Origin of the sequence: Nocardia sp. GTS18 (assembly GCF_013839555.1) — a bacterium.
Lineage (GTDB): Bacteria > Actinomycetota > Actinomycetes > Mycobacteriales > Mycobacteriaceae > Nocardia > Nocardia rosealba.
Genome location: NZ_JACBIU010000001.1, coordinates 162,976 through 176,450 on the forward strand (window position 1 = coordinate 162,976; position 13,475 = coordinate 176,450).

Below are 13,475 nucleotides of genomic sequence, written 5' to 3' on the forward strand. Positions count from 1 at the left end.
CCCGAACCAGAAGGAAACTCATGCATCTCATCGTCTTCTCCAGCCCCCGCGAGGGTATGGACGCCGAATACAACACTTGGTACGACGAAGTCCACATCCCGGACATGCTTGCCATCCCCGGGGTCACCTCGTGTACCCGATTGCGCGCCGAGGGGGTCGGCGGCCAGGCGCCGGAGTTCGCCTATCTCGCCGATTACGTCGTCGACGGTGATGTCGGCGCGGTACTCGGGGAGATCAAGGCGCGTTCCGCCGACGGCCGCATCCGGCTCAGCCCCGCCATCGATCCGACGGCCACGAAAGTGACCGTCTGGGAATCCCATTGATGGATTACGCGCTCACCGCCGACCAGCGGTTGTTCGCCGCCACCACGCGCGAGTTCCTCGCCGCGTCCGTTCCGCTCGACGTCGTGCGCGGCCTCGCCACGGCGGGGGTGGGATTCGACCGCGAGTGGTGGCGGCGGGGCGCCGAGCTCGGCTGGACCGCGCCGCTGGTTCCCGAGGAACTGGGCGGCGGGTCGGTCTCGTCCGCACCGATGGCCGATCTGGCCCTGCTCGCGGTGGAGTTCGGCCGCGCCTGCGCCCCGGGTCCGCTCGTCACCACGAGCGCCGTGCTCGCGGGACTGGCCGGCGAACGGGACCGTTTCGCCGAGCTCGTCACGGCGATTCTCAGCGGTGAAACTGTCGCTGCCTGGGCGTATTACGAACCGGGACGCGGCTTCGCCGAGGCACCGGAGCGGACCGTCGCGGTGCCCGTGGGCGACGGCTTCCGGGTCACCGGCGTGAAGGACCGGGTCGAGTGCGGCGATCAGGCCGAGGTGTTCCTGGTGCCCGCCCTTGGCCCGGACGGGCCGGTGCAGGTCGTGATTCCCGCCGACACACCAGGGGTCACCGTGACACCGATGTGGACATTGGACCTCGTCCGGCGCACGGCGACAGTCGAATTCGACGAGGTGCTCGTCGGGCCGGACGCGGTGGTCCAGTCCCACCCGCGCGCGGTCCGCAGCGCGCTCGAGGCCCAGGAGCACGTCGCCGCCGTACTCACCGCGGCCGAGTCGACCGGTGCGGCCGAGCACGCCTTCGGACTGACCGTCGGGTGGATGTTCGACCGCTACACCTTCGGCCGTCCGCTGGCGTCCTACCAGGCGCTCAAACATCGCGCCGCCGACAGCAAGACCGCACTGGAGGCGTGTCAGGCCACCGTGTGGGCGGCGGCGAACACCTTCGGAACCGACCCGACGGCCACCGCCGAGGCCGTCGGAGTCGCGAAGTCCTTCGTCGGCGGAGTCACCCCGGAGCTGGTACAGGAGTGCGTGCAGATCCACGGCGGCATCGGGGTGACCTGGGAGCACGACCTGCACCTCTACCTGCGCCGCGTCACGACGGGGCGAGCCATGTACGGGACGCCGGAGGAACATCGCCGCCGCCTGGCCGCGCTCCTGGACAGGAAGGTCGCATGACCGCGCCGAACACCGCCGACCTCGAACCCGTCGACGATTTCCGCGACCGCGCGCGCCGCTGGCTGCGGGCCATTCTCCCACCCGCCCCACCCGAACCCGCCGGCGAGAGCGGTAAGTCCGAGGCGTCCTGGTCGCGCGCACGACAGCTGCAGCGAATTCTGTACGACGGCGGCTTCGCCGGCATCTGCTTCCCGAGGCAATACGGCGGACTCGGGCTCACCCCCGAACATCAGCGCGCCTTCTCGGAGGAGTCACGCGGCTTCGAAATGCCACTGGCACTGAACATTCCGACGCTCACGATCTGCGCGGCGACGATTCTGGATCGGGGCACCGAAGCGCAGAAGCGCGATCACCTCCCGGCGGTCCTGCGTGGCGAGGAACTGCTCGTACAGTTCCTGTCCGAGCCGCGCGGCGGGTCGGATCTGGCCGGGCTCACCACCCGCGCCGAGCGCAGAGGCGAGAACTGGGTGCTCAACGGCGCCAAGATCTGGAGTTCGGGAGCCTACGCCGCCGACTACGCCCTGTGCCTGGCACGTACCGACTGGGACGTACCGAAACACGCGGGGCTCACCATGTTCCTGGTGCCGGTGCACGCGCCGGGCATCACCATCCGCCGGATCACCCAGGTCGACGGATCACGCGAGTTCTGCCAGGAGTTCCTCGACGACGTGGTCCTCCCCGGCGACGCGGTCCTCGGCGAGGTGAACGGTGGCTGGGAGGTGACGAACCGCCAGCTGTTCCACGAGCGAAGCGCGGTCGGTGGCGCGTCACCGTACGCCAGCGGAGCGCAGACCCACAGCGGACGCGACGTGTCCGCGCTGGTCGACATCGCCCGGCGGACCGGGCAATTCGACGATCCACGGGTCAGGGAGGACATCGGTGCGGCACGGGCGATGAACATGGTGCACGATCAGCTGATCGCCCGCATCACCCGCGGCATCGCGAGCGGCGACCTCCCGCCCGCCGCGGGTTCCATCGTTCGCCTGTTCAGCGCCCAGAATTCCTGGTTGCAAGCCGATACGGCGCTGCGGGTCGCCGGTCCGTGGGCCGCCACCGGACCGGACGGTTCCGGCCGGGCCGGGCAGGACTACCTGATGCGCCAGGCCTGGAGCCTGGCCGGTGGCAGTACCGAGATGGCGCGCAACATCATCAGCGAGCGGGTGCTCGGGATGCCACGCGAAGCGGCGCCCGATCGGGATGTGCCGTTCAACCGGGTCGAGCGAGGGCGCTAGCACGGTTCCGGCAACGGTGGTTGCCGGAACCGTCACCGCCTAGGTGATCGCGCCCGCTGTCTTCAGGGCGATGATGCGGTCCCAGTCCAGTCCGGCTTCGAGCAGGACCTCGTCGGTGTGCGCCGCGAACTCCGGGCCCGCGGTGGGTTCGGGGGCGGCCACATCGAATTGCACCGGGTTGGCCACCAGGTCGAGTTCACCCGCGCGCACCAGGTATTCGTTGGCCAGGATCTGCGGGTCCGCGCCGACCTGCAGACTGTCCTGCACCGGCGCCCACGGACCGGACAGGGTGGCCAGCCGAGTCGTCCACTCGGCGAGGGTGCGCGTCGCGAACACCTCGCGCAGAATCCGCACGGCCGCTTCGGTATTGGCCACCAGCTGCTCCCCCGTGCCGAAGCGCGGATCACGCGCCAGCTCGGGACGATCGATGTGGTGACACACGTCGGCCCAGAACTTCGCCGGCTGCAACATCACCAGCGACAGGTGCCTGCCGTCGGCGGTGGCGTAGAGACCCGACAGCGGATTGGTCGGCGCGCCGTGCCCGCCCGGCACCGGCGCCACCATCGGCTCACCGAGATGCGCCGACAACGCGATGGTGTGCCCCATCGCCCACAGACCGCTGCCGAGCAGGGACACGTCGACCACCGAGGTATCGCCCGTGCGTTCGCGTTTGAGCAGGGCCGCCGCGATGCCGCCCGCCAGATTCGTGCCCGAGATGGTGTCGCCGAAAGCGGGCCCCGGCGGGGAGATCATGCCGTCGGTCCCCGGTGGGGTGATGGTGGCGGCCACCGAGGCGCGGCACCAGAAGGCGGTCATGTCGAAACCGCCCTTGTCCGCCTCGGCGCCGCGTGGCCCGAGGGCACTGCCGCGCGCGTAGACGATCGCCGGATTCACCGCGCGGATGTCGTCCACGTCGATGCCGAACTTGGTGCGCGCCTGCGGCAGGAAGCTGGTCAGGAAGACGTCGGCGCCGCGCGCCAGCTCGTGGATCACCTCGCGCCCCGCGGGAACCGACATGTCGACACCGATACTCCGCTTGCCCCGGTTCGCGTGCTCCACATTGGGATTCGGTTCGCCCTCCACCCGCATCCGGCCGACCTGACGCAGGCCGCGTTGCGGATCGCCGGTGACCGCGTGCTCGACCTTGACCACGTCGGCACCCCAGTCCGCGAGCACCGCGCCCGCCGACGGCACGAACCCGTACATGGCGACCTCGAGCACGCGGATTCCCGCGAGCGGCCCCATCACTTCGCCCCGCTCTCGGCGGCGAGCCCGACGACGGCCGCGTACGTCTTGGTCTCCAGGAACTCCTCCAGCCCCGCGACGCCGCTCTCCCGGCCGATACCGGACTGCTTGAACCCGCCGAAGGGCGCGTCCGGGGCGAAGTAGTTGCCGCCGTTGATGCTGAACGTGCCCGCCCGGATCCGGCGGGCGACGGCGAGTGCACGGTCCTGGTCGGCGCTGAACACCGAGCCGGACAGGCCGTAGACGGAATTGTTGGCGATGCGTACGGCATCGTCGTCGTCGGTGTAGGGGATCACGGCGAGCACCGGCCCGAACACCTCTTCCTGGGCGATCTCGCTGTCGGGGTCGACACCGGCGAGCAGGGTCGGCGCGTAGTAGAAGCCGGGGTCGATCTTCTTGCCGCCGGTGACCAGGGTGGCGCCTGCCTCGACCGCGCGTTCGACCAGACCGTGCACCTTGTCGCGCTGCCGGGCGCTGATCAGCGGTCCCATATAGGTTTTCGGGTCGCTCGGATCGCCGACGGTGACCCAGCCCAGATTGGTCGCGACCAGATCGACGATCTCGTCGTGGCGGGCCCGCGGCACCAGCAGCCGGGAGGTGAGCGCACAGCCCTGACCCGCGTGCGTGCAGATGGTGAAGGCGGCGAACACGGCGGTCGTCGCGAAGTCGGCGTCGTCGAGCAGCACCATCGCCGACTTGCCGCCCAACTCGAGGAAGACCCGCTTGAGCGACTCGCCCGCGGCGGCCATGATCTGCTTGCCGACCGCCGTCGACCCGGTGAAGCTGATGAGGTCGACGTCGGGATGGGTGGTGAGCGCCTTGCCCACCGAGACGTCGTCGGACGACAGCACATTCACCACCCCGGGGGGGATATCGGTGTGCTCGGCGATGAGCTCGCCGAGCGCGAGCGTGGCCAGCGGAGTGTCGGGCGCGGCCTTGAGCACCACCGTGCAGCCGGCGGCCAGTGCCGGGACGAGTTTGGCCAGCGCGAGCTGGTGCGGATAGTTGTAGGCCACGATCGCCGACACCACGCCCGCGGCTTCCTTGTCGATCCAGCGCCGGTGCCGTTCGCCCCGGATCTCGAGTTCACCGAGGTCCTCGGTGAACCGGTAGTCCGGGAGCAGATCGGCGTAGTAGCGCGCGATCTCGATGGGGAGATCGAGCTGGTTGCCGTGGGTGAGGCGGCGGGTGGCGCCCACCTCGGCGATGGTCACTTCCCGCAGCTCCTCGACGTGCTCGCGCAACGCGCGGTGCAACTGGTCGAGGCAGGTGGCCCGGAATCCCACATCGGTGGACCAGGTGGTGGTGTCGAAGGCCCGGCGCGCGGCGGCGATGGCCGCCTCGGTGTGCTCGGGACCGGCCTGCGGCGCATAGCCGTACACCGCCCCGGTCGAGGGATCGAGCGAGGGGAACGACTGTGGCGTCCCGACCAGCTGTCCGTCGATCAACATCCGCCTGGTGACGGTTGTGGCCGTCGCCCGGCCGCCGTCTTTGTCCGTGTCCTGGGATGACATCCCGCCTCCTAGAGCAGCATGAAAATATGATTCTCATTCCTGAGATCAATATATCCACTTCTGTCACGCGAAGCAGCCGAATGCCGGACCCGATACCAGGAAGACGGCCCAGATCTCCGGCGAGAGAGTCGAGTTCAGCTCTTGCGCAGGCAGTTGTCGCGAGAGTACGGTTCTCAATATCGGAAGGGAGATTCTTGTGATTCACACAACAGCGCTCCGTCCTGCGATCGGGGTGGAAGTCACCGGCATCACCGATCTGCACGACGACACGGTGATCAGCCGTTGCCTCGAAGCGCTGAAATGGCGCGGGGTCCTGGTGGTGCGCGGTCTGCACCTCGACGACGAGGCGCAACTGGCGCTGTGCCGCAAGCTCGGCACCGTGCTCGCCCCGGGTGGGCGGGAGATCTTCACGATCACCCTCGACCCGGCGAAGAACCGGGCGGCGAAATACCTGGAGGGCACGTTCTTCTGGCACATCGACGACACCACCAACGATGTGCCGGCCAAGGCAACGGTGCTCACGGCCCGCCACGTCGCCATGGAAGGCGGTGGCACCCAGTTCGCCAGCACCTATGCCGCCTACGAGAACCTTCCCGAGACCGAGCGCAAACGCTACGAGGGATTGCGCGTGGTGCACAGCTTCGAAGCGTCCCAGCGGCTGGTCCATCCCGACCCCACCCCGGCGCAGGTCGCCGAATGGCGCACCCAGCCCACCCACGAGACCGCCCTGGTCTGGTCGCGCGCGGACGGCCGCAAATCGCTGGTCGTCGGTGCAACCGCCGATCACATCGTCGGGATGGCACCCGACGAGAGCCGCGCACTGCTGGACGAACTGCTCGCCTGGTCGACCCAGGACCGCTTCGCCTACACCCACGACTGGGCCGTCGGCGACCTGGTGATCTGGGACAACACCGGCATCCTGCACCGGGCCCTGCCCTATCCGGCCTCGTCGGAGCGCGAACTGCACCGGACGACCATCGCGGGCGAGGAGGCGTGGGGGTGAAAACGGCAGTGGTCACCGGCGGCGGCTCGGGCATCGGACTCGCTGTCGCCCAACGACTCCGGGCCGACGGCTACCACGTGGCGACCATCGATCTGCGCCCCGGTGACACCGAGTTCGACCACGTCGCCGACGTCACCGACCCTGATCAGGTGGGCGGAGCGCTCACCGCGATCCGCGCCCAGCTCGGTCCGGTGACCATCCTGGTCAACGCCGCGGGCCTGGACGGCGCGGGCCGGTTCGTCGACATCGATTTCGCGCGCTGGCAACAGGTGATCGCGGTGAATCTGCACGGCGTCTACCACTGCGTGCAGGCCGTGCTGCCCGACATGCTCGCCCAGCACTGGGGGCGCATCGTCAACATCTCCTCCTCGAGCACACACTCCGGTCAGCCCTTCATGGCGCATTACGTCGCGGCGAAGTCCGCCGTCAACGGGCTCACGAAATCGCTGGCGCTCGAGCTCGGTCCGGTGGGCATCACGGTCAATGCCGTGCCGCCCGGATTCATCGACACCCCGATGCTGCGCAAAGCCGAGGCCGCCGGGCAGCTGGGCGGCACGATCGATGACCACATCAAGCGCACTCCGGTGCGGCGCGTCGGGCAGCCCGAGGACATCGCCGCCGCCTGCGCATTCCTGATCTCCGAGAGCGCCGGGTACATCACCGGGCAGATCCTCGGCGTCAACGGCGGCCGCAACACCTAGCCGCCATCTCCATCGAAAGGAAATCCCCGTGGGACGTGTCGAGGGCAAAGTCGCCTTTATCACCGGAGCTGCACGAGGCCAGGGCCGCAGTCACGCGGTCCGCCTGGCCGGCGAGGGCGCCGACATCATCGCCGTCGATATCTGCCGCGATATCGACTCCATCGGTTATCCCTTGGCGCGGCCCGAGGACCTGGAGGAGACGGCTCGCCTCGTCGAGAAGTCGGGGCGCCGGATCGTCACCGTGCAGGCCGACGTGCGCGACGCCCCCCAGGTCCGCGACGCCGTGGCCCAGGGCGTCGCGGAGCTGGGCCGGCTCGACATCGTGGTGGCCCAGGCAGGCATCGCCGGTATGAAGGGTCAGCCGCAGTGGCAGGCCTGGACCGACGTGATCGATACCAATCTCGTCGGCGTGCTCAACGCCATCCACGCCGCGCTGCCGCACCTCGAGGAGGGCGCTTCCATCATCGCCACCGGCTCGCTGGCCGCGCTGATGGATGTGAGCAAGGTGGACCAGCCGGGCAAGGACCCCGGTGGGGTGGCCTACATGGTGGCCAAACGCGCACTGTCGATGATCGTGCACGAGATCGCGACCCACATCGCGCCGAAGAAGATCCGCGCCAACGTGATTCATCCGACCAACTGCAACACCCCCATGTTGCAGAGCGAGCCGATGTACCGCTCGTTCCGTCCCGACCTCGAGCACCCGACCCGGGCCGACGCCGAGCCCGCCTTCTACACCCAGCAGGCCATGCCGGTGCCGTTCATCGAGCCCGAGGACATCAGCGACGCGGTGCTCTTCCTCGCCTCCGACGAATCCCGCTTCATCACCGGTACGCAATTGCGGGTGGACGCGGGCGGATATCTGAAGTGGTACGACTACCACGTCTGAAAGGAATTCCCGCCGTGAAGGTTCGAGTCGATTCAGCGCGCTGTCAGGGCCACACCCTGTGCGCGATGACCGCTCCCCGCGCGTTTCAGCTGAGCGAGATCGATGGCCATTCGTCGCCGGTCGACGAGGACGTGCCGCCCGACCAGGAGGACCAGGTGCGCGAAGCGGCCCACTCCTGCCCAGAACGCGCCATCGAAATATTCTGAGAGGACACGTCATGACCGTCGACGACGTGGCGACAGACCGAACACGTAAACAGCCGGCATTCTCCTTCGACCGATTCGCGCCCGGGTACCGGGACCGATTCGTCGACATCACCGCGACCATGCAGGAGCAGTGCCCGATCGCCTGGAGCGACACCTACGACGGGCACTGGGTGGCGGCGGGCAACCGCGAGGTCTTCGAACTCGCCCGCTGCCCGCACATCTCCAACGACCACGACCCGGCCGGGGTCCGACGCGGCTACCAGGGCATCTCGATCCCGAAAGCCCCACGGGCGAGCGGCGTTCGAGGTGGCATCCTGGAGATGGACGAGCCCGAGCATCGGGAGGTGCGTGCGGCACTCAACCCGTACCTGTCCCCCGCCGCGGTCGCGCGGTGGGTGCCGTTCATCGACGAGGTGGTGCGTGCCACGCTCGACGAGAAGATCGAATCCGGTCATATCGATTTCGTCGACGATCTCGCCAATATCGTGCCCGCGGTGCTCACCCTCGGCATGCTCGGTGTGCCGCTGGCGAAATGGACGATCTACAACGAGCCCGCGCACGCCTCGGTGTACACACCGCCGGATTCCCCGGATTATCCCCGGGTCGCCGAAATGCACCGGACGATGGGAATCGACCTGTTACAGAATCTGTTCGAGATCAGGGAAAATCCCCGGCCGGGTCTGATCGACGCGATCAACAACGCGACCATGAACGGCGAGCCGCTGCCCGATCTGGAAATGCTCGGCATGCTCGGTCTGCTCATCGGCGGCGGATTCGATACCACGACCGCACTCACCGCACATGCGCTGGAATGGCTGTCGGAGAATCCGGAGCAACGCGAGATGTTGAGCCACGAACGCGACAGCCTCCTCGATTCGGCCACCGAGGAATTCCTGCGCTATTACACGCCCGCGCCGGGCGACGGACGCACGATCGCGCAGGACTGCGAGGTCGTCGGGACCGAATTCAAAGAGGGCGACCGGGTATGGCTGTCGTGGGCGATGGCGAACCGCGACCCGGCCGTCTTCGACAATCCGAACGAGGTGGTCCTGGATCGCCGGCGTAACCGGCACTACAGCTTCGGGCTCGGCGTGCACCGGTGCATCGGGTCGAATGTGGCTCGTACCGTGTTCAAGCGGATGCTCGTCGCCGTGCTGGACCGCATGCCGGACTACCGGTGCGATCCGGAGCGCACCGTGCACTACGACACCATCGGTGTCATCCAGGGCATGCGGCACCTCCCCGCGACGTTCACCCCCGGCCCCCGGCTCGGCGCCGGGCTCGACGAGACCCTGGCGGCATTACAGACACTGTGCGACGAACAAGGTCTCGCGGCACCGGTCACCGCACCGAAAGCTCCTGGGGCACAGTGAGTTCGGAGATGGCCGAAGCGTCTGGGCGCCCGTTGCCACTGCTCACCGAGGACAACGCGTTCTTCTGGACCTCGGGCGCCGACGGTGAGCTGCGGATCCAGGAGTGCGGCGCCTGCGCCGAATTGATCCATCCGCCGCAGGTGGTGTGCCGGTACTGCCACGGGCGCACGCTCGGCACGCGTGTGGTGTCCGGCTTCGCCACGCTCATCGGGTTCACCGTCAACCATCGATTCCAGATGCCCGGGCTGCGTGCGCCGTATGTGGTGGCCCAAGTGGCGATCGAGGAAGATCCGCGGGTTCGGCTCACCACCAATGTGGTCGGCTGCGACCCGGCCGACCTGGTGCTCGGCATGCGGATGGAGGTCGTCTTCGAGCCCGACGCCGATGTCTGGCTGCCATTGTTCCGGCCGGTGGCCGACCAGCCGGGGCCGGTGGCACTGCCCGACGACGAGATCGAACCGCATCGGTTCGGCGAGCACGTGCGCCCCATGCTCGGCCCCGACAAGTTCGAGGACAAGGTCGCCATCACCGGCATCGGCATGTCGGATATCGGTCGGCGCCTGATGGTTTCGCCGCTCGCGCTGACCATCCAGGCGTGCGAGCGCGCGGTCGCCGACGCGGGGCTCACCATGGCCGACATCGACGGCCTCTCGACCTATCCGGGCGCGGGCAACGTCGGCGGCTTCGGCGAGGGCGGTGTCACCGCGTTGGAGGCGGCCCTCGGGCTGCGGCCCACCTGGTACAACGGCGGCTTCGAAACCTTCGGTCCCGGTGGGTCGGTGATCGCGGCCATGCTCGCGGTCGCCGGCGGTCTGGCCCGGCATGTGCTGTGTTTCCGCACGGTGTGGGAAGCCACCTACAACGAGCTCTTGCGCGCGGGCAAGATCAGCGTCGGCGGTGGGCGCACCACCAGCTGGATGACGCCGTTCGGTGCCACCTCGGCCGCGCACACCCTGGCGCAGAACGCGCAACGGCACTTCCACCGATACGGCACGACGAAGGAAACGCTCGGCTGGATCGCCCTGAACCAGCGAGCCAATGCCGCACTGAATCCCACTGCGGTGTACCGGGATCCGCTCACGATGGAGCAGTACCTCGAGGCCCGACCGGTCACCACCCCATTCGGCCTCTACGACTGCGATGTGCCCTGCGACGGATCGGTGGCGGTGCTCGTCTCGGCACACGAGACCGCGCGCGATCTGGCCTCGCGCCCGGTGCGCGTCGACGCGGTGGGCACCCAGATCCTCGAGCGGATCGAATGGGATCAGAGCACGCTCACCCATGAGCCACAGGTGCTCGGCCAGGCCGCGCATCTGTGGTCGCGAACGTCGTTGCGGCCCGGCGATGTCGACGTCGCCGAACTGTACGACGGGTTCACCTTCAACTGCCTGTCCTGGATCGAGGCCCTCGGTTTCTGCGGCATCGGCGAGGCCGGGGACTTTCTCGCGGGCGGCAAGAACATCGCTCGCGACGGCGTCCTGCCGCTCAACACCCACGGCGGGCAGCTGTCGCACGGGCGGACGCACGGCATGGGCTTGCTGCACGAGGCGGTCAGTCAGCTGCGCGGGGACGCCGGAGCACGGCAGGTGCCCGGTGCGCGGGTAGCGGTGACCAGCAGCGGCGGCCTGACACCCAGCGGCGTGTTGCTGCTGACCAGCGAAGTCTGAGAGGTCGACCCATGGATGTCACCGATGTGGCACCGACCCTGCTGCGGCTGGTCGTCGGCGTCACCATGATCGCGCACGGACTCAACCACTGGCTCGGCGGCGGCCGGATCGCGGGAACCGCCCGCTGGTTCGCGGGCCTGGGGCTGCGCAACGGTGTGCTGCAGGCGTGGGCGAGCGTGCTCACCGAGATCGGGGCGGGGATCGCCCTGTTGCTCGGCGTCGGCACACCGCTGGCGTGTGCGGCGGTGATCGCCGTCATGCTCGTCGCCGGTCTGCTCGCGCACCGGCGCAACGGATTCTTCGTTTTCCGGGAGGGGTACGAGTACGTACTCGTGCTGGCGGTCGTCGCCCTGGCGCTGGCCGTCACCGGGCCCGGCCGGTTCTCGATCGACCATGCCGCCGGTCTCGAGGTCACCGGGTGGGCAGGCGGCGGCCTCGCCCTCGGCATCGCTGTCGGATCGACAGCGCTCCTGCTCGCGCTGTTCTGGCGTCCCACGCCCGAAACCACTGCGTGAGAAACATATTCGAACGGGAGGTGCGCTGATGCGCGTCGGATTCATCGGATTGGGCAGTCAGGGCGCGCCGATGGCGCGGCGGATCGTGGAAGCCGGATTCGCGACCACTGTCTGGGCTCGCCGGTCGGCGACCCTCGAGCCGTTCGCGGGCACCGGCGCCGTGTTCGCGCCGACCCCGGCCGCTCTCGGACGGGCCAGCGACCTCGTGTGTCTGTGCGTCGGCAACGATGCCGACCTGCGGGAGGTACTCACCGGCCCGGACGGTGTCCTCGCTGGGCTGGCGCCGGGCTCGATCGTCGCCGTGCACAGCACCGTGCACCCCGACACCTGCCGGGAATTGGCGAAAGTAGTTGCGGCGCAGGAGGTCACCCTCATCGACGCCGCGGTGAGCGGTGGCGCGCCCGCCGTCGCCGAACGTCGACTGCTCGTGATGGTCGGTGGGCCCGTCGAGGCACTGGATCGCTGCCGCCCGGTCTTCGACACATTCGCCGATCCGGTCGTCCATCTGGGCGATGTCGGGGCGGGGCAGGTCGCCAAACTACTCAACAACCTCTTGTTCTGCGCCAACCTGGCGACCGCGGCGAGCACGCTGACGCTCGGTGAGCAACTGGGTGTCGACCGGGACGAGCTGGGCGCGGTGATCGCGCGCGGCTCGGGGAACAGTTTCGCGATCGGCCGCATCGCGGCAGGCACGCTCGCCCGGATCGGCGATCACGCGGGACACACGTTGCGCAAGGACGTCACGCTGCTGGCGGATCTCGCGGCAGGTGCCGACGCCGATACCGGCATCGCCCTCACGGCGGCCGACGCCACCCTCGGCGCGATCGGCCACGCCAGGTGACCCCGAGCCGGATCGGTGTGATCGGCGCGGGACGGATGGGCGCGCCGATGGTGCGCCGGCTGGTCGCGGCGGGACACGAGGTGCGGGTGCTCGGCCGGTCCGCACCGGCCCGGCGGCGGGTCGCCGACTTCGGTGCCGAGGCGGTGTCGTTCCCGGCGGCGGTCGGTACCGGCGCGGCCGCCGTGGTGGTCTGTGTGTTCACCGACGACCAGGTGCACGAGATCTGCTTCGACACACCGCTGCTGGCGAGTATGCCGCGCGGCTCGGTGCTCGTGGTGCACACCACCGGCAGTCCGCGCACCGTCGAAGCCGTCGCCGAACACGCTGCGCCGCAGGGTGTTCTGGTGGTCGACGCGCCGGTGAGTGGTGGGCCCCGTGACATCGAGGCAGGCACCCTCACCGTATTCCTCGGCGGGGACGATGCGGCTGTCGAGCGGGCCCGGCCGGTGCTGCGTGGCTACGGCGATCCGCTGCTGCACGTGGGCCCGCTCGGTTCCGGACAGCGGGTGAAACTGGTGAACAACGTGCTCTTCGCCGCCCAGCTCGGCCTGGTCGCCGAGGCGGTGCGGCTGTCCGAACGGCTCGGTGTCGAGGAGGCGACAGTGCTGTCCGCGCTGCGGCACGCCAGCGCGGGTGGCCCGGCGACAGCGCGCGCGGCGGCGAAGGGATCGGTGGCCGAATTCCTCGCCGTCGCGGGGGAATTCCTGGTCAAGGACGTCGCCTCGGCGCGTGCGCTGGCCGCCGAGCTCGGGACCGACCTCGGCCCGCTCGACCGGGCGCTCGACGCCTGGCTCCCCGAGCCACAGCCATGACCGCTGCGCCGACCCTCCGGT

At 69.0% G+C, this 13,475-nt stretch carries 14 protein-coding genes; 12 read left to right on the forward strand and 2 right to left on the reverse strand.

Annotated features, from left to right (window positions below; genetic code table 11):
• Positions 1 to 20: 20 nt before the first annotated feature.
• The 3 genes from HYG95_RS00770 to HYG95_RS00780 are packed head-to-tail and all read left to right on the forward strand — an operon-like array spanning position 21 to position 2,688.
• Positions 21 to 323, forward strand: a complete 303-nt coding sequence (locus HYG95_RS00770) for a DUF4286 family protein (RefSeq protein WP_181696073.1) — start codon at positions 21 to 23, stop codon at positions 321 to 323.
• On the forward strand, positions 323 to 1,456 hold the full coding sequence (locus HYG95_RS00775) for an acyl-CoA dehydrogenase family protein (protein WP_181696074.1): 1,134 nt from the start codon (positions 323 to 325) through the stop codon (positions 1,454 to 1,456). Before HYG95_RS00770 ends, HYG95_RS00775 begins: the two co-directional genes overlap by 1 nt.
• On the forward strand, positions 1,453 to 2,688 hold the full coding sequence (locus HYG95_RS00780; RefSeq protein WP_181696075.1) for an acyl-CoA dehydrogenase family protein: 1,236 nt from the start codon (positions 1,453 to 1,455) through the stop codon (positions 2,686 to 2,688). Before HYG95_RS00775 ends, HYG95_RS00780 begins: the two co-directional genes overlap by 4 nt.
• Positions 2,689 to 2,727: 39 nt before the next feature.
• Here HYG95_RS00780 and HYG95_RS00785 read toward each other — a convergent pair whose 3' ends face one another.
• Both HYG95_RS00785 and HYG95_RS00790 read right to left on the reverse strand, forming a co-directional pair.
• Positions 2,728 to 3,933, reverse strand: a complete 1,206-nt coding sequence (locus HYG95_RS00785; protein ID WP_181696076.1) for a CaiB/BaiF CoA-transferase family protein — start codon at positions 3,931 to 3,933, stop codon at positions 2,728 to 2,730.
• Positions 3,933 to 5,447 carry an aldehyde dehydrogenase family protein gene (locus HYG95_RS00790; RefSeq protein ID WP_181696077.1) on the reverse strand — a complete coding sequence of 505 codons (1,515 nt, stop codon included), beginning with the start codon at positions 5,445 to 5,447 and terminating at the stop codon, positions 3,933 to 3,935. The genes HYG95_RS00785 and HYG95_RS00790 overlap by 1 nt, the downstream gene beginning before the upstream one ends.
• Before the next feature lie 196 nt (positions 5,448 to 5,643).
• On the opposite strand from HYG95_RS00790, the gene HYG95_RS24600 reads away from it, so the two are divergent.
• The 9 genes from HYG95_RS24600 to HYG95_RS00835 are packed head-to-tail and all read left to right on the forward strand — an operon-like array spanning position 5,644 to position 13,454.
• A complete protein-coding gene (locus HYG95_RS24600) occupies positions 5,644 to 6,450 on the forward strand; it encodes a TauD/TfdA family dioxygenase (protein ID WP_181696078.1) in 807 nt (268 codons plus the stop codon).
• Positions 6,447 to 7,151: an SDR family NAD(P)-dependent oxidoreductase gene (locus HYG95_RS00800; protein ID WP_181696079.1), complete on the forward strand. Its 705-nt coding sequence runs from the start codon at positions 6,447 to 6,449 to the stop codon at positions 7,149 to 7,151. The genes HYG95_RS24600 and HYG95_RS00800 overlap by 4 nt, the downstream gene beginning before the upstream one ends.
• Positions 7,152 to 7,179: 28 nt before the next feature.
• Positions 7,180 to 8,040, forward strand: coding sequence for a mycofactocin-coupled SDR family oxidoreductase (locus tag HYG95_RS00805; protein WP_181696080.1), 861 nt, complete (start codon positions 7,180 to 7,182; stop codon positions 8,038 to 8,040).
• A 14-nt stretch (positions 8,041 to 8,054) separates the two neighbouring features.
• On the forward strand, positions 8,055 to 8,246 hold the full coding sequence (locus tag HYG95_RS00810) for a ferredoxin (protein ID WP_181696081.1): 192 nt from the start codon (positions 8,055 to 8,057) through the stop codon (positions 8,244 to 8,246).
• An 11-nt stretch (positions 8,247 to 8,257) separates the two neighbouring features.
• Positions 8,258 to 9,619 (forward strand): cytochrome P450, encoded by a 1,362-nt coding sequence (locus HYG95_RS00815; protein ID WP_181696082.1) that lies wholly within the window; start codon positions 8,258 to 8,260, stop codon positions 9,617 to 9,619.
• A gap of 8 nt (positions 9,620 to 9,627) precedes the next feature.
• A complete protein-coding gene (locus HYG95_RS00820; RefSeq protein ID WP_181696083.1) occupies positions 9,628 to 11,286 on the forward strand; it encodes an OB-fold domain-containing protein in 1,659 nt (552 codons plus the stop codon).
• 11 nt (positions 11,287 to 11,297) lie between these two features.
• A complete protein-coding gene (locus HYG95_RS00825) occupies positions 11,298 to 11,801 on the forward strand; it encodes a DoxX family protein (RefSeq protein ID WP_181696084.1) in 504 nt (167 codons plus the stop codon).
• A 28-nt stretch (positions 11,802 to 11,829) separates the two neighbouring features.
• Positions 11,830 to 12,642 carry an NAD(P)-dependent oxidoreductase gene (locus HYG95_RS00830; protein WP_181696085.1) on the forward strand — a complete coding sequence of 271 codons (813 nt, stop codon included), beginning with the start codon at positions 11,830 to 11,832 and terminating at the stop codon, positions 12,640 to 12,642.
• Positions 12,639 to 13,454, forward strand: coding sequence for an NAD(P)-dependent oxidoreductase (locus tag HYG95_RS00835; RefSeq protein ID WP_370465630.1), 816 nt, complete (start codon positions 12,639 to 12,641; stop codon positions 13,452 to 13,454). Before HYG95_RS00830 ends, HYG95_RS00835 begins: the two co-directional genes overlap by 4 nt.
• The last annotated feature ends 21 nt before the right edge of the window (positions 13,455 to 13,475 follow it).